The sequence below is a fragment of the Gordonia sp. L191 genome (assembly GCF_030077625.1).
GTDB classification, from domain to species: Bacteria; Actinomycetota; Actinomycetes; order Mycobacteriales; family Mycobacteriaceae; genus Gordonia; species Gordonia polyisoprenivorans_A.
The window spans coordinates 1,256,347-1,282,121 of sequence record NZ_CP125996.1; the positions used below are offsets into that span (position 1 = coordinate 1,256,347).

23 protein-coding genes and 2 pseudogenes are annotated in these 25,775 nt (G+C 66.3%); 8 read left to right on the forward strand and 17 right to left on the reverse strand.

All coding sequences use genetic code 11. From position 1 onward, the window contains the following. Positions 1-82 precede the first annotated feature (82 nt). The 9 genes from QNM97_RS05550 to QNM97_RS05590 all read right to left on the reverse strand — a co-directional run bounded on the left by QNM97_RS05550 (position 83) and on the right by QNM97_RS05590 (position 11,135). Entirely contained in the window at positions 83-1,855 is a 1,773-nt protein-coding gene (locus QNM97_RS05550) for a sigma-54-dependent Fis family transcriptional regulator (RefSeq protein ID WP_283821932.1), read from the reverse strand. 244 nt (positions 1,856-2,099) lie between these two features. Beyond that, on the reverse strand, positions 2,100-3,749 hold the full coding sequence (gene groL / locus QNM97_RS05555) for a chaperonin GroEL (protein ID WP_283821933.1): 1,650 nt from the start codon (positions 3,747-3,749) through the stop codon (positions 2,100-2,102). 71 nt (positions 3,750-3,820) lie between these two features. Then, positions 3,821-4,846 carry an NAD(P)-dependent alcohol dehydrogenase gene (locus tag QNM97_RS05560; RefSeq protein ID WP_208792062.1) on the reverse strand — a complete coding sequence of 342 codons (1,026 nt, stop codon included), beginning with the start codon at positions 4,844-4,846 and terminating at the stop codon, positions 3,821-3,823. After that, positions 4,843-5,631: an iron-sulfur cluster assembly protein gene (locus tag QNM97_RS05565; protein WP_283821934.1), complete on the reverse strand. Its 789-nt coding sequence runs from the start codon at positions 5,629-5,631 to the stop codon at positions 4,843-4,845. Before QNM97_RS05565 ends, QNM97_RS05560 begins: the two co-directional genes overlap by 4 nt. Next, positions 5,628-6,674, reverse strand: a complete 1,047-nt coding sequence (locus QNM97_RS05570; protein WP_006370696.1) for an amidohydrolase family protein — start codon at positions 6,672-6,674, stop codon at positions 5,628-5,630. The genes QNM97_RS05565 and QNM97_RS05570 overlap by 4 nt, the downstream gene beginning before the upstream one ends. Before the next feature lie 148 nt (positions 6,675-6,822). Beyond that, positions 6,823-7,158, reverse strand: a complete 336-nt coding sequence (gene mimD, locus QNM97_RS05575) for a propane 2-monooxygenase effector subunit MimD (protein ID WP_185091039.1) — start codon at positions 7,156-7,158, stop codon at positions 6,823-6,825. Positions 7,159-7,163: 5 nt separating this feature from the next. Beyond that, a complete protein-coding gene (locus QNM97_RS05580; RefSeq protein ID WP_283821935.1) occupies positions 7,164-8,270 on the reverse strand; it encodes an aromatic/alkene monooxygenase hydroxylase subunit beta in 1,107 nt (368 codons plus the stop codon). 47 nt (positions 8,271-8,317) lie between these two features. Beyond that, the gene (locus tag QNM97_RS05585) at positions 8,318-9,361 is read right to left on the reverse strand and encodes a 2Fe-2S iron-sulfur cluster-binding protein (RefSeq protein ID WP_283821936.1); all 1,044 of its coding nucleotides are present in this window, start codon (positions 9,359-9,361) and stop codon (positions 8,318-8,320) included. A gap of 136 nt (positions 9,362-9,497) precedes the next feature. Further along, positions 9,498-11,135, reverse strand: coding sequence for an aromatic/alkene/methane monooxygenase hydroxylase/oxygenase subunit alpha (locus tag QNM97_RS05590; protein ID WP_014360863.1), 1,638 nt, complete (start codon positions 11,133-11,135; stop codon positions 9,498-9,500). A gap of 285 nt (positions 11,136-11,420) precedes the next feature. Here QNM97_RS05590 and QNM97_RS05595 point away from each other — a divergent pair. Beyond that, a pseudogene (locus QNM97_RS05595) lies at positions 11,421-12,330 on the forward strand (type IV toxin-antitoxin system AbiEi family antitoxin domain-containing protein). Positions 12,331-12,412: 82 nt separating this feature from the next. Here QNM97_RS05595 and QNM97_RS05600 read toward each other — a convergent pair. From QNM97_RS05600 to QNM97_RS05625, 6 genes are all read right to left on the reverse strand, one after another. Next, complete coding sequence (locus QNM97_RS05600) at positions 12,413-12,973, reverse strand: dihydrofolate reductase family protein (protein ID WP_283821937.1); 561 nt, start codon at positions 12,971-12,973, stop codon at positions 12,413-12,415. Between the two features lie 81 nt (positions 12,974-13,054). Next, positions 13,055-14,260 (reverse strand): serine hydrolase domain-containing protein, encoded by a 1,206-nt coding sequence (locus QNM97_RS05605; RefSeq protein WP_283821938.1) that lies wholly within the window; start codon positions 14,258-14,260, stop codon positions 13,055-13,057. A 5-nt stretch (positions 14,261-14,265) separates the two neighbouring features. Then, entirely contained in the window at positions 14,266-15,453 is a 1,188-nt protein-coding gene (locus tag QNM97_RS05610) for an aminotransferase class I/II-fold pyridoxal phosphate-dependent enzyme (RefSeq protein WP_283821939.1), read from the reverse strand. A gap of 82 nt (positions 15,454-15,535) precedes the next feature. Continuing rightward, complete coding sequence (locus QNM97_RS05615; RefSeq protein ID WP_283821940.1) at positions 15,536-16,366, reverse strand: aldo/keto reductase; 831 nt, start codon at positions 16,364-16,366, stop codon at positions 15,536-15,538. 61 nt (positions 16,367-16,427) lie between these two features. Further along, positions 16,428-17,444, reverse strand: a complete 1,017-nt coding sequence (locus tag QNM97_RS05620; RefSeq protein ID WP_283821941.1) for an NADP-dependent oxidoreductase — start codon at positions 17,442-17,444, stop codon at positions 16,428-16,430. Between the two features lie 67 nt (positions 17,445-17,511). After that, positions 17,512-17,985: an NUDIX hydrolase gene (locus tag QNM97_RS05625; RefSeq protein WP_208792052.1), complete on the reverse strand. Its 474-nt coding sequence runs from the start codon at positions 17,983-17,985 to the stop codon at positions 17,512-17,514. 183 nt (positions 17,986-18,168) lie between these two features. On the opposite strand from QNM97_RS05625, the gene QNM97_RS05630 reads away from it, so the two are divergent. From QNM97_RS05630 to QNM97_RS05640, 3 genes are all read left to right on the forward strand, one after another. Continuing rightward, positions 18,169-18,714, forward strand: coding sequence for a hypothetical protein (locus QNM97_RS05630; RefSeq protein ID WP_283821942.1), 546 nt, complete (start codon positions 18,169-18,171; stop codon positions 18,712-18,714). Positions 18,715-18,776: 62 nt separating this feature from the next. Beyond that, a complete protein-coding gene (locus QNM97_RS05635; protein WP_283821943.1) occupies positions 18,777-19,007 on the forward strand; it encodes a hypothetical protein in 231 nt (76 codons plus the stop codon). A gap of 96 nt (positions 19,008-19,103) precedes the next feature. Then, entirely contained in the window at positions 19,104-19,961 is an 858-nt protein-coding gene (locus QNM97_RS05640) for a ParA family protein (protein WP_283821944.1), read from the forward strand. A 34-nt stretch (positions 19,962-19,995) separates the two neighbouring features. Here the strand turns inward: QNM97_RS05640 and QNM97_RS05645 are convergent, their stop codons facing one another. After that, the gene (locus tag QNM97_RS05645; protein ID WP_283821945.1) at positions 19,996-20,739 is read right to left on the reverse strand and encodes an SDR family oxidoreductase; all 744 of its coding nucleotides are present in this window, start codon (positions 20,737-20,739) and stop codon (positions 19,996-19,998) included. A gap of 102 nt (positions 20,740-20,841) precedes the next feature. Between QNM97_RS05645 and QNM97_RS05650 the strand changes: the two genes are divergently transcribed. Then, positions 20,842-21,693, forward strand: coding sequence for a helix-turn-helix transcriptional regulator (locus tag QNM97_RS05650; RefSeq protein WP_283821946.1), 852 nt, complete (start codon positions 20,842-20,844; stop codon positions 21,691-21,693). A 33-nt stretch (positions 21,694-21,726) separates the two neighbouring features. Here QNM97_RS05650 and QNM97_RS05655 read toward each other — a convergent pair whose 3' ends face one another. Beyond that, on the reverse strand, positions 21,727-22,203 hold the full coding sequence (locus QNM97_RS05655) for a MarR family winged helix-turn-helix transcriptional regulator (RefSeq protein ID WP_208792046.1): 477 nt from the start codon (positions 22,201-22,203) through the stop codon (positions 21,727-21,729). Between the two features lie 225 nt (positions 22,204-22,428). Here QNM97_RS05655 and QNM97_RS05660 point away from each other — a divergent pair, with 225 nt between their 5' ends. The 3 genes and pseudogenes from QNM97_RS05660 (at position 22,429) to QNM97_RS05670 (ending at position 25,774) form a co-directional block, all read left to right on the forward strand. Beyond that, a complete protein-coding gene (locus QNM97_RS05660) occupies positions 22,429-23,109 on the forward strand; it encodes an NAD(P)H-binding protein (protein ID WP_283821947.1) in 681 nt (226 codons plus the stop codon). Positions 23,110-23,133: 24 nt separating this feature from the next. Next, the gene (locus QNM97_RS05665; RefSeq protein WP_283821948.1) at positions 23,134-24,504 is read left to right on the forward strand and encodes an FAD-binding oxidoreductase; all 1,371 of its coding nucleotides are present in this window, start codon (positions 23,134-23,136) and stop codon (positions 24,502-24,504) included. 92 nt (positions 24,505-24,596) lie between these two features. Continuing rightward, positions 24,597-25,774 (forward strand): annotated as a pseudogene (locus QNM97_RS05670) (MFS transporter). Position 25,775 lies beyond the last annotated feature (1 nt).

A 25,775-nucleotide genomic window follows, 5' to 3' on the forward strand; every position in this document is an offset into this window, starting at 1 on the left:
CAGGGATGTGGCGGTTCATGGCGGGTGACGCAGGCGCCGCCGGCCGTCGCGCGCCGTCGGGTTTTCTGTTGCCCGCCGCGTGTCAGGTGACGATCCCGAACTCCTTGATCTTGCGGTAGATCGTGGCGCGCGAGATGCCGAGCGCATGTGCGGCAGCCGCTTTGCTGTTGCCGTTCTCCTCCAGGCTGCGCACGATCGCATCACGTTCGAGCGCCTCGATGCGGGTGAGGGTGTGCCGACTCGTGGTCCGGCATCGTGGCGGGAGTTGGCTGACGCCGATCACCCCGGAACGCTGATGGGTGACCACCTCTCGTAGCGTCTGGCGCAATTCGGCCACGTTGCCGGGCCACCCGTACTTGCTGAGCTGGGCCATGGCGTCGGAGGCCACGGTGAGCTCCCGTCCACGGGTGAGCTGGCGCAGCAGGGCAGGTACGAGATCGTGGAGATCCTCGATGCGGTGCCGCAGCGGCGGCAACTCGACGGTGTGGCCGAAGAAGGGCAACAGCATCGACGCGGCATCGGCCGCATGCAGGGCGGTGGTGACTCCGAGCCAGCCGGCGTACTCCCGGCCGGGCAGCAGGTCGGCGATCGCCGCCTGGGTGTGGTCCGGCACCCGGTCGAGGTCGCGCAGGATGATGCAGAACCCGTCGCGGTCGAGTTCGGTGGCGAGGGCGTCGAGGGTTTCGTCGGTGTCCGACCCGGAATCGGGGTCGGCGTCGAAATCGTCGGCGGTGAAGATCCGGGTCGTCGACGGCTGGTAGCGTTCTGCGGCAGCACGCAGCAAAGCCGTACGGCCGGAACCACTTTCGCCGGACACGGCGATCCACTGCCCGGCCTGGACGTGCCCGGAGATCCGGGCGCAGCACTGGCGCCACGACGAGCTGCGGCCGACCACCCCGGGTAGCGAGGCGACGGGACGCAGCGGGGTGGAGGCGGGTGGTGTGGGTGCGGAATCGAGCAGATGGACCCGGAACACGGCGATCGCGGTGTCGGAGTCGAAGTGCTCGTCGACCGGTGACAATCGCGCGACCCGACCGCTGGGCAACGTGTTGACCCGATTCGCCGATACGCGGTCCGGCGACTGGTCAACGGCGTGTTCGAGGATCGCGAGTTGGTCGCCGGGATCGATGCTGTGGCGCAGCCGGCGGTTCATCAGCACCACGTCGCCGGAGATGGCGAGCACCATTGCCTGCGGGGCGCGCCGACAGGTGGCCAGGTAGGCGTTGAGCAGCCGGGACTCCCGTTCGCTGGCCTGCGAGACCATGCGGTGCATGATCTGCGAGGTGGCGGACTTGGCCAGGGACAGCAACAGCGTCGAGGGGTGTTCGTCGTCGGACGGACACGTCAGGTCGAGCGCGCCGACGACCGCACCGGAGATGGGGTGCACGATCGGCACGCCCGCACAGGACAGCGGCCCGAGGCATCCGGCGTAATGCTCGGATCCGCGGACCAGGGTGGGCTGTCGCGTTTCGAGCGCGGTGCCGATGCCGTTGGTGCCCGCGTGCTCCTCGCTGTAGCTGTACCCGGGAGCCAGGCTGACCTCGTCGAGCATCTGTTGCAGCCGGCGGCTGGCGGTGGTGCGCGAGAGCACCACCCCGTCGGCGGAGGTCAGGATGATCGAGACCGGCTCGGTGGACAGATCGTCGGCGAGTTGGCTCAGGATCGGGCGGGCCGCGCTGACCAGCGGACCCTCGAGGTTCGGTTCGCGGACGAACGGCAGCTCGAGGCGATCGGCGTGGACGTTGAACGCACGCGAACGCTTCCCCGACGTCGAAATCGAGTCGCGGACGGCGTCATCGAGCGCGTCGTCGCTCAGGAATTTCTCCCGGGCTCTGGCGATCGCTGCGGTGGACATGGCTGCTGGTGGTGTGGGCTGTGGAATCACCGAGCAAAAGGCTCCTCTGCGATCGGGGGCTCCGCTGTGATCTGTGTCTCACCTGCTGCGAGTGTACCCCCTGGGGAGGACCGGCCGCGATCAACGCCGCGAACGAATCTCATCGTCCGGATCGCGGCCGGCCCAGTCCTGGGTGGGAATGATTCGGCGTCGGATCATTCCCGGGCGGTATGTGCCGGGCCCGTCGGCCCGGCACACACCCGACTCAGTAGATGTTGGACGGGCGGACCATGCCCTCGGCGAGATCGCCGAAGCCCGGCGCGGGGATGGCGCCGGGGTTGCCGAGCACCTCCTCGACCACCGCTGTCTCGGTGGTGATCAGCAATGCCGCGATCGACGCGGCACTCTCCAACGCCGCGCGGGTCACCTTGCACGGATCGATGACGCCCTCGTCGAACATGTCGCCGTAGGAGCCGCTCAGGGCGTTGAACCCGTGTCCGAGGGGCAGCCCGGTCACCACCTTGACCACCTCTTCGCCGTCGTAGCCGGCGTTGGTCGCGATCCAGAACAGCGGCTCGGCCAGCGAGTTGCGCACCACCTGCACCCCGGCGCCCTCATCGCCGGAGGTGTCCAGCGATTCCAGGGCCCGATGGGACTGGGCGAGTGCCGTGCCGCCACCGGAGACGATCCCGGCCTCCACCGCGGCCCGGGTTGCGGCCAGGGCGTCCTCGACCCGCAGCATGCGTTCCTTGAGCTCGACACTGGTGACACCGCCGACCCGGATCACCGCGACCCGGCCGGTCATCCGTGCGATCCGCAGCTCCAGGGCGTCGCGGTCGGCGTCGATTCGTGCCCGCTCGAGCTGGGCCTCCAGATGATGCACCCGGGCGTCGACGAGTTCCTGCTCGCCGTGTGCGCCGACGATGGTCGTCTCGTTCTCGGTGACGGTCACCCGGTCGCAGGTGCCGAGGTGCTCCATGCTGACCTCGGAGAGTTCGATCCCGGTGTCCTTGGCGATCACGTGGCCGCCCAGGGCGACCGAGAGATCCTCGAGCTCGGCGATCCGGCGATGACCGAAACCCGGTGCGCGGACGACCACCGACCGCATCGTGTTGTGCATGTTGCCACCGACGAGCAGTTGCAGGGCCGGTCCGTCGACGTCCTCGGCCAGCACCAGCAGTGGCCGATCGGCGCGCTTGGCGACCTCGATGGCAGGCATGATCTCCTGCACCGAGGTGATCTTCTTGTTGGTGAGCAGCACGACCGGGTTGTCGAGCACCGCCTCCATTCGCTCGGGATTGGTCACCATGTACCCGGAGATGTACCCGTGATCGAATTCGATGCCGTCGACGACCTCGACCGACAGCCCGAGGGTGTCGCTCTCCTCGGTGGTGATGACGCCGTTCTTCCCGACGTGTTCGACGGCGGCGGCGATGACCTCACCGATCACCTCGTCGTCGCTGGCGGCCAGCGATGCGACGCGTTCGAGGTCACTGCGGCCACCGATCTGCACGGCCTGCTCGGTCAGCGAGCCGAGCACGGCGGCGACGGCGCGTTCGATACCCCGACGCACCCGCATCGGATTGGCGCCCTGTTCGACGGCTCGCAGGCCCTCGCGGACCATGGCCTGGGCCAGGACCGTCGCGGTGGTGGTGCCGTCACCGACCACCCCGTTGGTCTTCATGGCGACTTCCTTGACCAGTTGGGCGCCCATGTTGGCGAACGGGTCTCGGAGCTGGATCTCGCGGGCGATGGTCACACCGTCGTTGGTGATCGTCGGTGGTCCGGTGAGCTTCTCCAGGACGGCGTTGCGACCCTTGGGTCCCAACGTCACCTTGACCGCGTCGGCGAGGGCATTGACGCCCCGTTCCAGCCGCAGCCGCGCTTCGGCGTTGTAGCGCAACTCCTTGGCCATGTTGTCCAACCTTTCTCGAATGTCGTGCGGGGTAGATCGTTTCGGGTGTTTGCGGTGTTCTCGGGTGTGGGTCAGGGGATCAGGATGGCGCGCCCCCTGACCTTGCCCGCATCGAGGTCGTCGAGGGCCTGCTGGAAATCAGTGAGCGGATAGGTCGCGGTGTGCAGCGTGACCTTGCCCTGGGCGGCCAGCGTCATCAGCTCGGTCAGGTCGTTGTAGGAACCGACGAGGTTGCCGATGAAGTTGATCTCGGTCGAGATGATGTCGATGGTGGGGACATTGATGTTCTCGCCGTACCCGACGACGAAATAGTTGCCGGCCTGCCGCAACATCGCGACACCCTCGGCGGTCGCGCCGCCCTCGCCGACGAAGTCGAGCACCGCCTCGGCGCCCTTGCCGTCGGTCAGCTCGAGAACCTTCTCGATGTGGTTGCCGTCGGCGACGATTCCCTCGTGCGCACCGACCTCGACGGCGAGTGCCACCGCGTCGGGGTTGCGGTCGAGCACCACGATGGTGACCCCGGAGATCGCCGAGAGCACCTGAATCCCGATGTGGCCCAACCCTCCTGCACCGATCACGACGCACGTGTCACCCGGGCGGGTCATTCGCGCGACCTTGGCGGCCGCGTGATAGGCGGTCAGCCCGGCGTCGGCGAGTGCGGCCACCGCGGCGGGCTCGAGCGAGTCGTCGATGCGCACCACGCTGCGGGCCGTCGTCTTCAGATAGTCGGCATAACCACCGTCGGTGTCGATGCCGGGGAACTTGCTGTTCTCGCAATGCACGTCGTCACCGTCGCGGCACGCCCGGCACAGTCCGCAGGTGATCAGCGGGTGCAGGATCACCTTGTCGCCCACCGCGACGTTGGTGACGGCATCGCCGATCGCCTCGACCCAGCCGGCGTTCTCGTGGCCGATCGTGTACGGAAGGGCCACACCGCTCTTGGCCTCCCACTGGCCTTCGAGGATGTGCAGATCGGTCCGGCACACGCCGGCACCGCCGATGCGCACGATCACGTCGAGTGGCCCGGTGATCTCCGGATCCGGAATCTCGTTGAGCTGCAACTTGTCGTGGTATCCGACCACCTGTACCGCTCTCATGCCGACCTCTTCTCCTCGAGTGCGCCCCCGCTGGTGCGCAGATTGGTGATGACCGGGCCGCTGGTGCCGTCACACTCGCCGTCGTCGGCGTAACGGGTGGCCAGCAGACCACGGCAGAAATGGCTGTTGCCCTCCATCGAGATCCGCACCGATCGCGCGAAGCGCAATCGCATCGGGATCTGCTCGGGTGGCAGCGCGGTGCCGTCCTCACCGACGACTACCCGGCAGTTGGGGCACACACCCAGACCCAGCTGCACGCGGCGGCGCAGCAGTGCCCACTTGGCGGAACCGTCGGGCAGATCACGCAGCAAGAGATGTTCACAGTCGTCGACGGTGGCCTGACCGGACGATATGAGCTTGGCCACAGCGCGTTCCATCGCCGCGGTGTGTGCCTTGCGCAAGAACGTCAGCCGCAGCTCCTCGAGATCCTGTTCGGCCTCCACACCGAAGGTGCCCTTGTAGCCGGCGTGCGCGGCGAGCCCGGCGTTGATCTTGTCCGAGTCGTGGTGGTCGTCGAGCATGACCCGCACATCCCCGATGCCGTCGATGTCCTCGAGTGCGTCGAGGGCATCGGAGGCCATCAGATACGCGAAGTTGGGCGAGCAGAACGACGTGGGCAACCGCAGGTGAACGGCGACCCCGTCGTCGTCGATGAAGATCGATCGGACGAAGTTCAACTCGGTGATCGGTTGGTCGAGTTCGGGATCGAGCACCGTACCGAGAGCCCCGAGCACCGCGTCGACGACCATCACATCGGTATCGGTCGGCTCCGACAGCGCCGTCATGATGCCACCGCATCCTTCGCGCCCGCGGCCACCTCGGCTCCCGGGTCGGCGGCGTCGGTGGGGATGCGCAGCTCGGCGGGCACCTCGATGTGCGGGTACAGCGCGGCAGCGTTGAGGCCGAGGATCTTTCGCTTCTGATCGGTGGTGATCGGGGCGTACTCGGTCATGTCCTCGGGGATCTGGAAGTCGACGAAACGCTCCACCAGCCACTGCGGTGTCCACAGCGCGTAGTCGCTGGCGAAGAGGATCTTGTCCTCGCCGATCCAGTACAGGAGCTCACCGATGATCTGCGCGAAGTAACGCGGGCGCGTGTGGATGAACGGAATCGCCACGGCCAGACCGCCGTAGACATTCGACTCCTGGGTGGCGATCCAGCAGAAGTCCTCGAGGCGGGGGAGCCCGACATGCTCGATGATGAAGTTCAGGTCGAGATAGTCGGTGGCGACCTTGTCGACGTCGGCGACGTCGAAGGCATCCCGGTCGAGCGGCCGGATGGTCGGGCCCTTGTGCACGTGCACGTTCTTGATGCCCAGCTTGATGCACTCCTCGAGATACCGGCGCGACCAGTGGTCGTCGAGCTTGTATCCCCGTGAGTCGCCGTGCCATTCGGCGGTGTAGAGCTTCACGCCCTTGAGATCCATCGTCTCGGCGTCGCGGCGGAGCTGCTCGAGGCCGTCCTCGCCGTCGCGCGGATCATAGGCGTGGTTGTAGGTGAGTTTGCCGGGATTGTCCTGGCAGAGCTTCAGTGAATCGTCGACCTGGGCGAAACCGTTGACGTAGAAATCCCGCAGGATGGTGGCCTGGAAGATCGCGTGATCGGCCGGCCCCTCCTCGAAGAGGTCCCGCATGAGGCGATCGGGGCCGTAGTAGCAGTAGGTGTCGTAATCCCACAGCTCCTCGGCGGGACTGAGATTGCGGTGATAGTCGTAGAAGCAGTCGATGAACTGTTTGCCATGGATGTTGCGCTGGTTGGATTCGCGGCCGTCCCACAGGTGGACGTGGGCATCGACGATGAAATACTTGTCGCCATTCTTCTCGTACATCGTTATCACTCGCTCTCTCGCGGCGTTGACGGGGCTGTGTGGGCTGAAAACTTGTGCTGTGGTGTCTTGTCGGATGGTGGAATTCGCCGCCGGGGCCTGCTTGCGGGGGCGGAATGACCCCGGCGGCGAAGTTCTGTGGCGACCGCTCCTAGGAGGCGGTCAGATCGAAGCCGATGAACTCGGCGGCGTCCTCGGGACTGGCGAACAGGATGGTCTTGTCGTCGAGATGAACCATCCGTCCGTAGTGGGTCGAGCTGATCTCCTCGAAGATCGATCCGTCGAAGTCCTGGCCGAGGGCGTCGGTCAGTTCGTCGTAGTCGAAGTCGAGGCGGTTGACCCCGTCGACGCGGATCATCGAGGGGTATTCGGTGAGTTCGACACCGTCCTTGGCGCCCATCACGTCGGCGACGATGCGTCCGATCGGTGTGTTCATGAGCGTCACACCGCACATGTTGGAGAACTCGGTGTCGGCTCCGAATTGCATGGTGCTCACTTGTTCAACTCCTCTGGGATATCGACATCGATGGCTGTCAGGACATCGGCGAACTTGGTCTTCGCGTGTTCGAGGCTGGATGAGAACGTGACGGACTTGTCCGCCGGCTGCGACCAGATCGGCTGGAGTCCGCGCGCGGCGTCGAGGCACCGGGGTACCCATTCGGACATCCACCGCGAGAACAGCTTCCGATTGTCGATGCCGTGCTTCTCGTCGCGGGCGAGCATCTGGAACAGGGCGCGCGAGTAGTTCAGGTCCCGGTCGTAGTCGTACTCTCCGGTGCCGACGATCGTCGGGGTGATGTAGTCGCCGTTGCGGGCAGCGACCTGCATGACCAGCTCGGACCGGAACAGCGAGCCCACCAGCTGCTCGAAGACGATGTTGGAGCAGAACAACAATTCGGCCCAGTCGCCGATCGCGGTCAGGCGTTCGACCGCCTCGCGGGTGGGCTGCCACTCGGGAGCCGACTGCCAGACCTCTTTGTGTGCCGATCCGTCGAACGCTTCCTCGGCCTCGGAGAGGTCGAGATTGAACAGCGCCAGATCCTGCGCGAAACGCAGTTTGTGGGCGGCGTTGACGCAGACCGCGTTGTTGATCATGTTGGTTGGCGCGGACCGCTGAATCGAGGTGAACACGTGCAGACCCATGCCGCTCTCGGCGTGCATCCAGGCACCGAGGTTGCGCTCGATGAACTTGAGCCACGCGGAGTTCCAGCCGTCGTAGGCCCGTGCGCGCTTGGCGTTCTGCAGGCACAGATCCACCTGATGCACGACCGCGGAGTTGTTGCGGTAGATCGACTGTTCCCACTCCTCGTTGGGGTCGAGGAACTGATGCCAGTTGCTCGACTGTGCCGAGGTCCATTCCTTCGGGTATCCGCCGGGGCCGTCGCCGAAGCCGTAGATCCAGCCCTGGGTGAGGTGCCGTTCGGGATCCGGCTGGACGTCGACGGTGACGTCCTCGTAGATCGTGGCGCGCTTCTTGGAGGGCTGATAGTAGTTGTACTTACGGCTGCGGCTGCTCGGGAATTCCCGTGCGCCGGCCTCGGCGTCGGTGAATTCGATGGACGGGAAACTGCGTTCCCGGGGTTGCGCTGGTGCGGACATACCTTTCGTTCCTGTCGTTCAGGCTGACTCGACCGCGGTGGTCGTGATCAGGAGTCGAATGCCGGGCTGGTGAACTTGTCGTAGAAGATCTGGTCGTGGGGAACCGAATGCTGTTCCGCCAGTGCGAGAGCTGCATCGACCATGGGTGGGGGACCGCAGAAATACACCTCCGTTCGGGCCAGGTCCGCTTCGTTGTCGTTGACGATGTCGGTGACGTTCCCGCCGATCACGGTGACGCCCTCGGGTGCGTCGTCGGTGCTCTCCGACAGACATGCGGTGAACGAGAAGTCCTCGATCTTCTCACCGAGAGAGGCGATTTCGTCGAGTAGGAAGAGATCGGCGGCGGTTCGGGCTCCGTAATAGAACCGAACCGGACGGTTCAGGCCGGTCTCGCTGATGTGTCTCAGGAGAGACAGTAGCGGTGCCATCCCCGCGCCGCCGCCGATTGCCACGATCGGCAGGACGTGTCCGTTGCGCAGGGTGCACGACCCGTACGGACCGTTGAGCTTGATCTCCTGACCCACCGACAGGCCGTCGGTGAGCATGCCGGCGAACAGTCCACCGGGATACTTCTTGATCAGGAACTCGAGCCGATCCGGAGTGGCCGGGGTGGTGGCGATCGAGAACGACCGCTTGTCCTCGGTGCCCGGGATGTACAGGTCGAAATACTGTCCCGACTTGAACTCCACGGATTCCGGTTCGACGACATCGAGTTTCAGGGACACGATGTCGGGGGTCATCGGTTCGATGGCAGCGACTTTCGTGGTGACATCCTGGATGGGTGCACCGCCGAGGAGCTCGTCTTCGTCGAAGTTGAGGAGCTCGATCTCGCAGTCGCTGTAAGCGTATGTGCGACAGAGGAGTACGTAACCCTCGGCCTCTTCGGCATCATTGCAGGCGAAGGTGGAGTAGTCGTCCATCTGAACGTCGCCTTCGAGCATGTACGACTTGCAGGCCGAACAACGGCCTTCCCGGCAGCCGTGCATGAGGTGGATTCCCTGCCGGAATGCGGCGTCGAGGATGGTTTCGTCCTCGCCGACCTCCATCTCGATGTCGACGGGTTCGAAGCTGATCTTGTGCGTGTCGGCCATGAAGTCTCCTGGGGCGCAAGGCGGTGTGCGGGTGTGGCCGGAACGGCCAGGGCGTATCGAGGGCACGCGTGCGGTGGTGGGCCTCGATACGCCCTGGCCAGGGGCTCCCGGCGTTTCCGGATCAGAGCGTCACGGATCAGACCGTGACGGCCCCGTTCTTGTTGGCCATGTAGGCGGCGATGTGAGCTTCACGCTCGTCATCGCTCATCTCGTTGAGCGCCACGTTGGGGCTGCCGAACGGGATGCCGCGCACATCGTCGAGCGTCCACATCTTCTTGGGGTCGAGATCCAGATGCGGTTGCGGGATCAGGGTCTTGCCGTCATCGCGGACGTAGCCGAGATCGGTGATGATGTCGGCGAGATCCTTGCCGTGATGCAGCGTCTCCCATTCGCGGAAACCGGTGAGGCGACCCATGTTCGGTGTCGGACGACCCTCGTACTCGGGACGGAACGCCACCTTGTCGGTCCAGGCGCAGGTCTCCGAGCAGTAGGTGCGCCACTGGCCGTCGACCTTGTCGGTGACCATGTCCTCGCGGATGAGGCACGGCACCATGCAGGTCCAGCAGCGGTGCGGGTACTGGTAGTCGACGTCCTCGAAGGCGATCGGCTTGTTCTTGCCGGGGTAGGCCAGACGGTTGTAGTTCTCCCACCACTTGCCGAACTTGTTGTACCAGCCGGGGTACTTCTCCTCGAACCACTCGAAGTCGGTGTCGGTCATGGCGTCGATCCGCCAGTAGTTGACCGGCCAGCCGGTGGCGAAGAAGCGGGCGACCTCGTGCACGTAGTGCTTGTCGACGATGCGGTTCCAGGCCTCCTCGACCAGATCGTGCGGGATGGTCAACCCGTACTTCTCCAGCGGCAGGAGGTAACTGCGGTAGTAGTCGTCGTAGATCCACCGACGCCACATCTCGGCGTAGGACTCCCGGTCCTTGCGGCGGTCCTTGGTGCCGTACTCGATGAAGGTACCGATCGCGGCGTCGACGACGCAGTGGTTGTTCCACCATGCGTAGCGCAGATCCCGTTCGAGCAGCGGACGATTGCGCTCGTCGGCCAAGGCCATCAGCAAGATGGAATAGCCGTTGGAGATGTGGCGGGACTCGTCGGACTGCACCGAGTGGAAGACCGTCGGCAGCAGGTAGTCGCCGTTGGCCGCGGCCTCGTCGGGCATCGCCACGAACAGGGTGTTGGTGAAGGCCGTCTCGGCGACCACCGTCAGGTAGATGTTCGCTGCGGTGATGGCGTCACCGGTGATGAATCCCTCGCCGAACTGACGGCCGATCGTGCCGGCGTAGTTGTTGGCGAAGGCCTTCTCGGTGATGTCGAAGCCGGCCGGGTCGATGTAGTTGTTCATGTACAGCTTCTTGAGGTTCATCTGGATCGTCGAATGACGAACCTCGTCGATCATCTGTACCGCGAGACCGTTGTGGATCTCCGGGTTGGGGACGGCGTCGATGGCCATCGGCATCGCGCGGGCCGCCGAGATCTCCGGGAACGGGATGATCGACAAGAACAGCTTCTGCCATTCGAGCCAGCGTTCCTGGACCTGACGGAACATGTTGCCGCGGATCGCGCCATCCATGGCGCCGTAGACGCGGTTGTCCTTCTCCTCTTCCATCGGGAAGTACGACCGCATGATCTGCTTGAGCGGATCCTTTTTTGGTGCCTTCTCGAACGTGTAGTCGGTTCCGAACCGGGTTGCCGGGGTGGCGAAGGTGGGCTCCCACGACAGCTCGGTGATCTTCGCATGGGCCTTGGTCAAGCTCTGCCTGCTCAATGTGCGCCTCCTGTAGAAGAGCCGACGCGGTGTCGGCCTGCGGGCTGAAGCGCTACCGATACAACCGCGTGACGCGTCTCACACCCGTCTCACTGTGAGACTGGCCACATATCCGTTGGCGTGGATCGGCGGTTGTGGTGGGCCGAAACCGGCTGACCAGCGCAGATGTGTGTCGACTTCGCCTTTGTGTGTCCTGCAGGGCACACAAACCCGAAGTCGACACACATCTGCGGAAGATCTGACGTCGGGCGGAACTGCGGCAAGGCGTGCCGCGTCCAACTCGGCATGATGACCTTTCCCACCGATACCCACGGCCTCATCCATCGAGCGTCGGTGATCGCGGTCGGACTGACCGACGAGGATCTCGCCCGAGCGGTGCGCACCAAGCAGATCGTGCGGATCGTCCGCGGGGTCTACGCCGAGGCGGTGCGCCGGGAGCCCGAGGAACTCCACCGACTGACCGCGATCGCAACGGTGCTCACCGGGACCTCCGACGCGCCGTTGAGTCACCAGAGCGCGGCCGCGGTCCACGGCCTCGCCATGCTCGAACCCAACTTCCGTCGCGTCCACCGCACCGCGCCGACGGGCTTTCGGACCACGACGCTGCACTGTCACGTCGGCGAGGTATCCGAGGCGCACACCGTCGTGATCGACGGCGTGTCGGTGACCTCGCTCGAACGGACCGCCGTCGATGTCGCTTGCGGCGCCGACGGTTTCGCGAGGGCACTGGCCGTCTTCGACGCCGCGCTCCGGCGGGGTGCCGATCGTGAGGTGATGGCCATGATGCTGGGCGGTTCTCGTCGCGGGGTCGGGCGGGCCCGGCACGCACTGCGCTTCGCCGACGGAAAAGCCGAGAGCCCGGGGGAGTCGTGGAGTCGCGCCCAACTGATCGAGGCCGGGCTGCGTCCGGCTCGGCTGCAGCACGAGTTCTACGACAAGCACGGCATCTTCGTCGCCCGGACCGATTTCGACTGGGACGGTCTGCTTGTCGGGGAGTTCGACGGCAAGGTCAAGTACCAGAAGCTACTGCGGCCCGGAGAGGACGTCACCGAGGTCGTCCTGCGCGAGAAGGCCCGCGAAGACGCACTCCGTTCGATGGGCATCATGGTGATCCGCTGGGTCTGGGACGCGCCGCGGCACGGTGGTCGCGAAGGTGCGTCACTGGCGGGTCAACCTCGCGCTGATGGCGGCCTGACCTGTCGCGAATGTGTGTCGACTTCGCCTTTGTGTGTCCAGCAGGACACACAAAGGCGAAGTCGACACAGATTTGTGCGGGGTTACTGCGCCTCTGGTCCGTAGGACAGGTGCACGACCCCGTTGTCGAAGACGTCGTGGCCGACGACGCGCAGTCGGGTGTCCCCGAGGTCGTCGAACAGACGCGCGCCGGTTCCCAGGACCACCGGGTAGACGAGCAGATGGAGCTCGTCGACCAATCCGTCGGCCAGCAGTGCCCGCACCAGTTGTCCGCTGCCACTGATGTAGATGCTGCCATCGGTACGCTCTTTGAGATCGGCGACGTTCTGGGCGGAGTACGGGCCGAGTGCCGACGAATTGCGCCACGTCTCTTTCGCCTCGGCATCGGTCAGCGTCGAGGACACGACGTACTTGGGTGTGTCGTTGAAGAACGGCGCGCCGGGATCGTCATCGGCCGTTCGGGTCGACCAGGCCGGGGCGAACATGTCGAAGGTGTTGTGGCCCAGCAGGATCGCTGTCGACGACGACATGATCTCACCCAGGGTGGCACCCATGGCGTCGGTGAACCCGTAGGGCGCGGTGAATGCCGGGTCCTCGAATCGGCCGTCGAGGCTGACGAACTCGTGAACGTGAATCTTTCCCATCGGTGAACTCCTTGTCGGTGCGGCCGACGGGCGATCCGTCGGTGTGCTCGTATCCGTATCGACCGGCAGCACAGCAAAAACTCATCGGCCGGGCGACGCCCCGTTGAGCGCTCGGTACACCGCGGCCTCGAAATCCAGCGCTGCGGTCATTGCCGTCGGGTCCGCGAACGGGAAGAGCTGGGTCCCCCAGGCGCCGGTGATTCCGCTCGATGGATCGATCCAGAAGTACACGTTGGCCAGTCCGGCCCATCCGTAGGAGCCGCTGCGGCGCCCGGTGGGGGCGTCGGCCTCGTTGGTCATCGCGAGAAGGTTCCAGCCCTTCGCGACGCCGGGAAAGAACTCCGCGTTACCGGTGCGCCGCGGATCGACGCCGGGCAGTGCGGTGACCTGCAGATCGCCGAGTTGATCGGCGGTGGCCGCGGCGACCGTCTCCGGTCGCAGGAGTTGCTCGCCGTCCTCGGTGCGCCCACCGCGCAGCCACAGCCGCAGGAACCGAAGGACGTCGGGGATCGTGGAGTAGAGGCCCTGCCCGCCCATGTCGACCGGTGGTGCATCCGGCGCCGTCGGGGCGCGCAGCGCTTTGAGGGAGCCGTCGGGCAGACGTGCGTGCAGTGCGGCGGCGCTGGCCAGTGCGGCACCGTCGCGCGCAAAGGCGGTGTCGGACATGCCCAGTGGTGTCAACAACCGCTGCGTCATCGTGTCACCGAGGCGATCGCCGGTGATGCCCTCGATGACCAGTCCGACCCAGTCGAGATTGGTTCCGTACTCCCAGCGGGTGCCGGGGTCGAACATCAGCGTCGTCCCCAAGGAGTCGACGGTGCCGGCGGCCACGTCGGGCAGATCCTGGGCCCGGGCCACCCGGGTGAACTCCGCGTCGAAGAACGTGTAGGCGAAACCCGCTGTGTGGGTGAGGAGTTGACGTGTGGTCGGGATACTCGCCGGTTCCCGTAGGCGTGGCGTGTCGTCGTCGAATCCGTCGAGCACGGCGAGTTCGGCCAGTCGTGGTTCGTACTCGGCGGCCGGGGCGTCGAGGTCCAGGGTGCCGTCGTCGACGAGTTGCAGCGCGACGGTTGCGGTGAGCGACTTGGTGACCGAGTAGAGGGCGAGTACCGAGTCGGTGGCGATCGGTCCGACCGAACCGAGGTGGACCGTCTGCTCGGCGGTGCTCACCCCGGTGACGACGCCGGGCAGGGCCGAGGTGTCGGTGGAACGCAACCAATCGTCGGCAGCACGGGCGATGCGGTCGGTCGCGGCGTGTGGTGCAGAGTGTGGTGTGGATGTCGCCATGGCGACTACCCTGCCAGGTCGCCGACGAAGCGCTCCAACCGCTCGAGTGCGTCGGTGAGATCGGCGGTCGAGGCCGCATACGACAGCCGGATGTGGTCGTCGGCGGTGGCGACGCCGAAATCCTTGCCCGGGGTGAGCGCGACATGCGCCTCGCGCAGGGCACGATCACAGAACTCCGCCGACCCCAGGGCCGTCGGCGAGACGTCGATGTAGACGTAGAACGCACCGTCCGGCGGGACCGGGACGGGCAGGCCGATGCGCTCGAGACCGTCGAGGACGAGGCGACGACGATTGACGAACTCCCGCCGACGATCCTCCGCGACACCGAGCGACTCCGGGGTGAAACAGCTCAAGGCCGCGTGCTGCGCCGGGGTCGGCGGGCTGACGTAGTAGTTCTGCGCGAGCCGCTCGACGACGTCGACGAGGCCGTCGGGCAGGATCGCCCACCCCAGCCGCCATCCGGTCATGCCGAAGTACTTGGAGAAACTGTTGATGACGACGGTCGACGCCGTTGCGGTCGGGTCGGTGAGCACACTGCGCGGCGGGTGGCCGTCGGCGTCGGGATCGGCGAGGCCCAGGTAGATCTCGTCGACGATGCTCCATCCGCCGCGATCGCCGACCTCGCGACACAGCCGACGCAGGTCGTCGTGGGGGATCGAGGTACCCGTCGGATTCGACGGCGAGGCCACGATCACCCCGCGCGTCATCTCTTGCCACGATCGTGTGACGAGATCCGGTGTCAGTTGGTAATAGGTTTCCGGTGTCGTGGGAATCAACGACACCCGCGCTCCGAAGCTCTCGGCGAACTGCCGATTGCACGGATAGGACGGGTCGCCGATGAGCACGCCGTCGCCGTCGTCGATCAGCGCAGCGCAGGTCAGCAGCAGCGCGGCCGAGGCGCCGGTGGTGACGGCGACCCGACGCGGATCGACCTCGGCGCGAAAGTGCGTCGCGTAGAACCCGGCGATCGCCTCGCGCAGTTCGACGGTGCCGAGGGCCTCGGTGTAGGCCATCAGCCGGCCGTCGGCGGCGTCGCGGGCTGCGGCGAGGAACTGCGGGGGCGGGCCGAAATCCGGTTCGCCGATGTTGAGTCGGATGACCCGGTGCCCGGCTGCCTCCACGGCCGCGGCCTTCTTGGCGAACTCCATCGCGTAGAAGGGTGCCACCCGGTGCGCGCGCCGCGAGATGTGCATGGACACATTCTGCTCACGGCGCGCGCCGGAGGGGTCGGTGGGTGGGCCGTTCAGGTCAACGGTGGGTCAGGACACGGGTCGGTCAGGGAACGTAATTGAACGTGTCGGGATCGGGTCCGCGCCGCTTGTCCTTGTTGAGGCCGTCGACGGCAGCCATGTCCTCGGCGGACAGATCGAAGTCGAAGAGTGCGAAGTTCTCCTCGACGCGTGAGCGCGTCACCGACTTGGGGAAGACGATGTCGCCGCGCTGAATGTGCCAGCGCAACACCACCTGTGCCACCGTGCGGCCCTTCTCCTCGGCGATCTTCTTCAGCACCGGATCATCGAGGACGTCGCCCTGCGCAATCGGCGACCATGCCTCGGTGGCGATGTTGTGTTCGGAATCGAAGGCGCGCAACGGGTTCTGGGTGAGGTAGGGGTGCACCTCGATCTGGTTGGCCGCGGGCACGACCTCGGTCTCGGCGAACAGGCGCTCGAGGTGATGCTTCTGGAAATTGGAGACACCGATCGCGCGGGCCTTGCCGTCGGCGTAGATCTTCTCCATGGCCTTCCAGGTCTCGACGAAATCGCCGACCTCGGGCAGCGGCCAATGGATCAGATACAGGTCGACGTGCTCGACACCGAGCCGTTCCAGGGACTTGTCGGTGGCCTCGAGGGCGTCGTCGAAGGCGTGAAAGCTGTTGTTGAGCTTGGTGGTGATGAAGACCTCGTCGCGCGGTATGCCCGACTTGCGTACTGCCTCACCGACTTCGGCTTCGTTCCCGTACATCTGCGCGGTGTCGATGTGACGATAGCCCACCTCGAGGGCCGAGAGGGTGGCCTCGACGGTGTCCTCGGGCTTGATCTGGAAGACACCGAAACCGAGCTGAGGAATCTCGACGCCATTGTTGAGGGTGATGGAAGGGACTGTCATGAAACACCTTTCACTGTGATGGTGGAGTGTGGACCCGCCGGGTGCGTACGAGGGGAATGCCTCACGGGAGGAGGACGAACTTGCCCCGGGGGTGGCGCCCGGACAGGTCGGCCAACGCGTGACCGGCCCTGTCCAGAGGGTACGTCGCGGCGACCTCGGTCACCAGGGACCCATCGGCGGCCGCGGCGATCAGCGGCTCGATGGCCTCGGCCCGGTGGCGCTTGCTGTCGCTGCTCGATCCGTCGATCAGCACGATGCCGTCCTCGGCGCGACCGAAGGCGGCGATGCTCACGATGCGTGAGCGATCGGCTACCAGTTCCAGCGAGACATCGATCGCCTCATCGGTGCCGACCGTGTCGATGGCGACGGTGACCGTCCCCGGCGCCGCCTCGCGGATGCGCTCGATCAGCCCGTCGCCATAGGTGACCGGGAACGCCCCGAGCCCACGCAGATACTCGTGATTGGTCGGCGCCGCGGTGGCGATGACCGTCGCCCCGGCCTTCACCGCGAGCTGGACGGCGACGACACCCACCGCACCCGCGCCGCCGTGCACCATGACGACATCGCCGTCGGCGACGTGTGCGGTGGCGATGGCATCGGCGGCCGTCACGCCCACCAGCAACAGCCCGGCGGCGCGCTGCACGTCGAGGCTCTCGGGCCGGCGATGGAGCCGGTCGGTGGCGACCACGATGTGGTCGGCGTACGCGCCGGGCACCGGATAGCCGATGACCGGATCGCCGACGGCGAGATCGTCGGTGCCGGGTCCGACGGCCCGAACGGTGCCCGCGAACTCGTTGCCGACCGGTCGCGGCAGGGCGGACTCGTCAGTGCCCATGAAACCCCGGATGATCTTGGCGTCGATCGGGTTCACCCCGATCGCCTCGACCGCCACCACGACCTGCCCCGGATCGGGGACCGGCAACTCGGCCTTGACGACCGCGAGGGCGTCGACCGGGTCGCCGTACCGCACGACAACGACCTGACGGGCGGTCACCGCGGCGGAGTCGATGTCGAGGGTGTTGTCGTTGGGGTCCGGGGTGTTGGTGTTCGGGATATCGGCGTTCGGGGAATCGGCCATGGTCGGTTCAAGGACTCCCGGGCCGCGCGATATTCCGACGGTGACATTCACCTCAGGGACATTGACCTCAGCGTCGGAACCAGGCGCGTTCGTCCCCGTCGAGGGCGCGGGCCAGACGCTGACGTGTCGTCTCCGCGAGCGGCTGCGGCAGATCATCGGGGACAAACCAGGCCACCGCGAGGTTCTCGTCGTCGCCGACGCGTGGTTCGCCGTCGACGTGCCGCGCGAGAAAGCACACGTCGAGATACTGCGTCTGATCCCCGTTCGGATAGGTGATCATCGGTGTCACGTCGATACTCGTCAGACGGTCGACGACCGCGGTGATCCCGGTTTCCTCGGCGATCTCCCGAACGATCGCGTGCGCGGGTTCTTCGCCGGGCTCGAGGACCCCCGAGACCACCGCCCACTCCTCGGTGTCGGCGCGGTGGGTCAGCAACACGCGACCGGAGTCGTCGACGACGACCCCACTGACCCCCGACAGCCACAGCGGGGAGTGCCCCACGTGCCCACGAAGATCACGGATGAAATCGGGAATCGGCATGCTGATGATCTTGCCTTCCGCATCCGCACACCGCCGGACGCGCGGGTGTGCCGCGCCAGCGCCGGTGACCGTGTTCACATTCGCGCTGGTCGAAGGCGCCAGATCGGCGAATCGTACTTGCGTTCGAGTTCTTGTCGGTGGCCGATGCTTCACTGAGCCCATCCCGACGCAGAGGAGGCCACGGTGTTCGACCCACACACCCCCGATTTCGATGCTCCCGACCCCAACACACCCGACCCCAACACACCCGATCTCGTCACGCCCGAAACAGGCGAACCCGATCCGGGCCTGGCCTGGACGGCGATGCGTGATTGGCTCGCCGACTCGGTGGCGGGCATCCCCGCCGGCGGTGTCCTCGACCTCGGTCCCGCCGAGTACGACGACTCCGACGATGCCGCCGACGTGCCGTGCGCACAGATCCTGGTGCTGCGTGACCAAACCTTCATGGTCAGGCTCTCGACGACAGTGATGACCATCCCGGCGGTTGCCGGATACGCGGTACCGCGCGCGATGCTCGACCGCTGGAACTACGAGGATCGGTTCCGTGATTGCACGCACGGATATCTGCTCACCCGCTCACGCGGCTGCGTCGCGGACGTGTGCGTCGCCTGGTTCCGGGATCGCCGTGCGATCAGTGGTCCCGCGGTCCTTGGTTGCCACTACACCACCGGCGATCCCGACCCCCGGGCCCGGGCCGCAGGGCGCGGCTCGGATGGGGGAGACCCCTGATCTTTCCCCCAGAAATCCCGCTGACCAGTGAATTCGGCCGACGAACGGCGCATGGTGGAGTCATGAACACCACAACAGACACCACCACCCACGACGGCAGCGCACGCCGTAACGGCCCGAACTTCTGGAAGGTCCTGGGCATCATCGCGATCGTCCTCATCGCACTGGCGATGCTCGGGCCGATCCTCAAGGGACTGTTCTGGATCGGTTTGATCGGCCTGGCCGTCTACGGCGCGATCATGCTGTTCCGGGCCTCCCGCAGCAAGGGCGGACCCACGTCGTCCGGCTTCTGATCCCGCAGACCGGGAGCCGCGGCGGACCGGCCGCGGCAGACTCGGAGATACAGCGTCGACCTGCGACGATGACCCCACTGCGGTTACTCTCCCCTCATGCCGAGGGTGATCGCCACCATCAGTCTGAAGGGAGGGGTGGGCAAGACGACGGTGACCGCCGGGGTCGCCGAATTCCTGTCCGCCGTGTTCGGCAAACGGGTGCTCCTGATCGATCTGGACGCCCAGACCAGCCTGACGACGGTCATGATCGGGTCCGAGCGCTGGCTCGAACTCAACGATCGGGGCCGAACCCTTGCCACCTTGTTCTCCGACGCCCTCGACGGCACCTCGTATTTCGACCGTGAGGCCGTACTGCAGCGCGAGGTGTCCTCGGTGGCGGAGGTCACCGGGGTGGACCTGCTGCCGGCGTCGCTGGATCTGATCGAGCTCGCCGAGGAGTTGAGTGCGCGGCGGGTACTGGCCGACGACCACGCCGCCGCCGTGGAGATCCTGCGCCGCGCCATCGCACCCGTCGCCGACGACTACGACTTCATCCTCATCGACTGCCCACCCACCATGGGTCCCTTCACCCTCAACGGGCTCGCCTGCGCCGACGGCTTCCTCATCCCGACCATCCCGGATGTGTTGTCCACCTACGCCATTCCGCACGTGCAGCGGCACATCGCCGACTTTGCCGGCGAGATCGGACGCGACATCCGCGAGCTCGGAGTCGTCATCAGCAAGTACCGGCCGTCGTCGGCGCTGCACCAGGACACGGTCAAGCGGCTGCGTCGTGACACCACCATCCAGAACGTGCTGCCCGCCTACATCCACGAAGGCAACGTCGTCGGCGCGGCCGCCGCGTTCGAGCCGTGGCCGACACTGCGCGCCAAATACGGCCATCACGGGCACTACGAGCAGTTCGAGGCACTCACGCGTGCGGTCAAGACCGAGGCGTTGGCCAAACTCCCCTGACCGCAAGCCCTCGCCGGTTCGGCGGACGCATCGATCAGCTCAGCTGGGCCAGCTGGTCGATGAGTTCACGCCGGTTGCCCTGCGCCTCCGAATGGCGTAGCGGCTTGACCCGTTCGACGAGGATCTCATCGGTCGCCTCGGGCAGCAGGCTCAGCACCTCGTCGAGGAATTCCTCGAGCGGCATTGCCCACTCCGCCTGCGCCTGCCCGGGCATGAGGTCGGTCCGTACGGCCGGTGGAACCAGCTCCAGCACGTCGATCCCCTTGGGCGCCAACTGCACTCGCAACGAGTCGGTGAATGAGTGAATCGCCGCCTTGGAGGCGCTGTAGGTCGCGGTGGCGACCATCGGGGTGAAGGCGAGTCCGGAGGACACGGTGATGATGGTGGCGTCGGGACGGTCGGAGAGGAACTCGGTGAACGCGGCGATCAGTCGCAACGGTCCCAGGATGTTGGTTGTCACCACGGCCTCCGCGGTGTCGAGGAAACCGCTTGTGGTCAGGTCTTCCGGGCGCATGATCCCGGCCATCGCGATCAGCACGTTGGTCTCGGGAAAACGTTGCTGCACCTCGGTGCTCACCCGGGTGATGTCGTCGGCGTCGGCGGTGTCGATGCGGACGGTGTGGATGCCGGGGTGGGCCGCGGCGATCTCGTCCAGCAGCGCCGTACGGCGCCCGCCGATGATCACGGTGTTGCCGAGTTCGTGCAGACGCAACGCCAACCCCAGGCCGATGCCGGAGGTCGCGCCGGGGATGAAGACGGTGTTGTCGGTGAGTTTCATGGATGCCACTTCACCATCGGTGTGCCCTGCCCGCCAGGACCTACCCATCCACGGATCGGTGATCCCTGGATAGTGCCGGCCGGCCGGAGTAGGTGTGGACAGATGAGCACCAGCCTCGGAACCACCATCGACCGAGCCGGACTCGCCCAGTTCCTGCGTTCCCGGCGCGATGCGCTGCAACCGGCCGACGTCGGGCTGCCCGCCGGAGTCCGCCGACGCACCCGCGGACTGCGTCGCGAGGAGCTGGCGCAACTGGCCGGGATGTCGACCGACTACTACAGCCGGCTCGAACAGCAGCGCGGCCCGCATCCGTCGGCGCAGATGATCGCCGCGATCGCCCAGGCGCTACACCTGCGGCTCGACGAACGCGACCACCTGTTCCGGCTGGCCGGTCTGAATCCGCCGGATCGGGTGGCGCACGACGATCACGTCGGACCCGGCATGATGCGGATCGTCGACCGGCTCACCGACACCCCGGCGATGGTCGTCAACAGTGCGGGAGAAACGTTGTGGCAGAACGCGTTGTGCGTGGCGCTCATCGGTGACGACAGTGTTCACACCGGGTATCGCCGCAGTATCACCTACCGGTGGTTCACCGATGAGGCAACCCGCGCACGGTTTCCCGAGGCCGATCACGACCATCACGCCCGAGCGCACACCGCGCGCCTGCGGACAGCGGTGACGATGCAGGGCCCGCACTCGCGTGCGGCGCGAGTGGCCGACGAATTACGTTCGCAGAGTCCGCAGTTCGCCGAATTGTGGGACGAGCACGACGTCGGCACCCGACTCGCCGACGACGTCAAGCGCCTCCTGCATCCCGACCTGGGCCTGATCGAGGTGAATTGTCAGACGCTGCTCGACCCGGACCGCGCTCACGCACTGCTGGTGTACACCGCGATACCCGGAAGCGAGAGCCACGAGAAACTCTCGATGCTCTCGGCGGTCATGGTCTGAGGTCATCGGGGTACGACCCCGTGCTCATCGAGATCAGGTGAGGTCGTCGTCGGACAGAGCTGAGGCGAGGGCCACCACGCCCTCGGTCAGATGTGAGCGCATCTGCGGGTCAAGGCGTTCCATGGCCGCACCGAGGATCTGGGCCCTCGCCGAGCGTGCTTGGTTGATGTGTTCGGTGCCCGCGACGGTCGCGACGAGCTGTCGTGCGCGCCCGTCGTCGGGGTCGGGCGCGCGCTCGACGAAGCCCTGCTGTTCCAGGGAGGCGACGATGCGCGACATCGTCGGCATCGTCACCGACTCCCGATCGGCGAGTTCGGACAGGCGCAGCGGACCGTGATTGATGATCGTCCACAGCGCCGAGGCCACACCCGCGCTGAGCACGCCCTGGCCGCCGGTACGCAGTGATCGGGTGATCCGGACCAGGTGGTGATAGAGAACCGCGACGTCGGAGGTGTCGGGCGTGGCGGTGGCCTCGACAGCGGTCGTGGTGTCCGGTGCGGTCGTCGACATCGGAACGCTCCTTTCGGGAGGTACGCCGCCGAATATAGTTTCCTGGTGCTAAGTAAGCGAGCAGTAAAGCCGGGATGCTCCGATGTGTACTTCGGGCGTGCTCGGTTTCACAGCGGGGAATTCTCGCCGTCGACGTGTGCTTACGGTGGAGTAGGGCGGGATGGCGACGAACCGCACCCGACCGCCCAAGACGAATGAGAACCCAACACGAAAACGAGGTGCACTGTGGCACGAGTGATCATCATCGGGGGACACGGGAAGATCGCGCTGCGACTGGCGCGGCTGCTCACCGCACGAGGCGACGCGGTCAGCTCGGTGATCCGCAACCAGGCGCAGAGTGACGACATCATCGCGACCGGCGCCACGCCCGTCGTCGCCGATGTGGAGCACCTCGACACCGAGTCCATCGCCGAGGTGCTCACCGGGCACGACGTCGTCGTGTGGTCGGCAGGTGCCGGTGGCGGCAACCCCGAGCGCACCTTCGCGGTCGACCGCGATGCCGCGATCCGCTCCATCGACGCCGCAGCGGCGGCCGGTGTGCCGCGCTACGTCATGGTCTCCTACTACGGTGCCGGACCCGATCACGGTGTCCCCGAGGATAATTCGTTCTACGCCTATGCCGAGGCCAAGGCTGCGGCCGACGCCCATCTCACGAGCACCGATCTGGCCTGGACGATTCTCGGGCCGAGCCGACTCACCGACGACCCGGGCTCCGGCCGCATCGAGGTCGAGGGATCGGACACCTCCGCCGGGTCCGGAACGTCGGGGAGCACGACATCCAAGAGCGAGGTCAGTCGCGACAACGTCGCCGCGGTCGCCGCGGCGGTGATCGCCGATCCGGCCACCGCGAAGCGGGTCATCGAGTTCAACGACGGCGACGTGCCGATCGAGACGGCGCTGGCCTAGTGCCGGCTCGCGAGATGCACTGACATGAGCGGTGTCGGGCGGGCGCTCGCGGAGATCGTCGGTGAGCGCAACGTGCTCACCGACGACGACGCCATGGCCGGATACCTCGTCGACTGGATGGGCCGCTATAGCGGCATCGCCGATGCGGTGGTCCGGCCGCGCACCGTCGACGAGGTGGCTGCTGTGATGAAAGTGGCTGCAGCTCAGCAGATTCAGGTCTGTATGCAAGGCGGCAACACCGGCCTCGTCGGCGGGTCGGTGCCGCCGGCGACCGCAGATGGGCGCCGACGCATCGTGCTCAGTACGGCGCGGATGACCGATCTCGACGAGGTCGACCCGATCGGACGATGCGTGGGCGCGCAGGCCGGAGCGACGATCGCCGCCATCGATGCGCATGCCGCGGTCCACGGACTGATGTTCCCGGTCGACCTCGCTTCCCGGGACAGCGCCACCGCGGGCGGTGTCGTCGCCACCAACGCCGGTGGCATCCGCATGATCCGGCACGGCAACACCCGAGCGGCGTTACTCGGCATCGAGGCCGTCCGCGCCGACGGCGCCGTCCTGCGACGCTGGTCGCCGCTCGTGAAAGACAATGTGGGATATGACATCCCGGGCTTGCTCGCCGGGAGTGAAGGCACTCTGGCCATCATCACCAGAGTGTTGTTCCGGTTGGTCGGCCCACCGGTCGCGACCGTTGTCGTCGTGGCCGCACTCGAGCGGGTGGCCGACGCGCTCACCCTGATCGGGCGGGCCCGCGAGGCAGGTCTGGCGATCGAGGCCGCCGAGTTCATGACCCGCGAGGGTGTCGACCTCGTTACCGAACACGGCAGCCGACGTCCGGTCTCCACCCCCGCTCCCTACCATCTGCTGCTCGAGGTCTCCGGAGCCGGCGACACCGAGGCCGCCGTCATCGACCTCCTCGACGACGCCGACGGCATCGTCGACGCCGTGCTCGAGCCCGGTCCCGCGCGGGCCCTGTGGGAGATCCGGGAGAGCCACACCGAGGCCATCGCCCGGGCCACCACGACCCCGGTCGTCAAACTCGACGTGTCGTTCCCGATCCGCTCCCTCCCGCATGCCATCGCCGAATTACAGGACCTGCCCGGTCATCTCGACGTCGCCTGCCGCCCCATCCTCTTCGGGCACATCGGTGACGGCAACATCCACGTGAACCTCCTCGATGTCCCGGCCGAGGCAGCCGACACCGTCACCGACGCGGTCTTCGGGATCGTCGCCCGGCTCGACGGCAGCATCAGCGCCGAACACGGGATCGGCCGGGCGAAGACGGCGTGGACCCGACTCGGTCGTTCGCCGACCGATCTGGCCACGATGCGCGCCATCAAGGACGCCCTCGATCCGCAGGGGTTGCTCAATCCCGGGGTGCTCTTCGGCTGAGTCAAGCCGCGCCGCACGGCCACGCCACAGTACGATCACGGTGATCGTGACCCTGGTCGTGCGCAGAACGCGTCCCTACAAGTGGAGCACTTGTGAGTTCCACCCTGACCGACATCACACCCGACGTTCCCGCAGAGGACGACGCCGCACGGCGGCGCCGGCTGCGCACGGTCGTCGCCGCCAGCCTGCTCGGCACCACCATCGAGTGGTACGACTTCTTCCTCTACGCGACCGCCGCGAGCCTGGTGTTCTCCAAGGTCTTCTTTCCCGATCAGAGCAGCTTCGTCGGAACGTTGTTGCCGTTCGCGACCTTTGCCGTCGGCTTCGTCGTGCGCCCGATCGGTGGTGTCGTGTTCGGACACATCGGCGACCGCATCGGCCGCAAACGCACCCTCGCGGTGACGATGGTGCTGATGGGCGCGGCGACGGCACTTATGGGTGTCCTGCCGACCGCCGCTCAGATCGGGTTCCTCGCCCCGGTACTGCTGCTGTGCCTGCGCATCCTGCAGGGGTTCGCCCTCGGCGGCGAATGGGCCGGCGCGGTTCTGCTCGCCGTCGAACACAGCCCGGCGCGGCGTCGTGGTCTGTTCGGGTCGATCCCGCAGATCGGCCTGGCGCTCGGGCTCGCGTTGGGCACCTGTGTCTTCGCGATACTCCAGGTGGCCTTCGACGATCACGACTTCCTGGTCTACGGATGGCGGATCGCGTTCCTGTTGAGCATCGTGCTGGTGGTCATCGGATTCGTGGTGCGGTTGAAGGTCTCGGAGACCCCGGCCTTCCGTGAGGTCGCCAAGCTCGAGCAGAAGTCGAGTGCCCCGCTGCGCGACGTCGTCCTCCCACCCAACACCCGCAACAACGTCCTCGGTCTGCTCGCCCGCTGGGGTGAGGGATCGGCGTTCAACACCTGGGGCGTGTTCGCGATCGCCTACGCGGTCGCGGTCTATCCGGTCTTCGCACTGTTCGGCACCGAGAACCTGGTGTGGTTCACCGTCGGCCTGGTGATCGTCTTCGGTGTGGTCCACGCACTGTTCTACGGCGCCCAGGGCACCTTGTTCGCCTCGCTGTACCGACGCCGGTGCGCTACACCGGACTCTCGGTCGTCTACCAGTTCTCCGGCATCTATGCCTCGGGTCTGACACCGCTGATCCTGACCGCACTCATCGGTGCCGGTGGCGGATCGCCGTGGTGGGCGGCGGGTTACCTGGTGGCCACCGGACTGATCAGCGTGGCCGCGACGGCGGCGATCCGGCAGCGCGACCTGCACCTCTGAG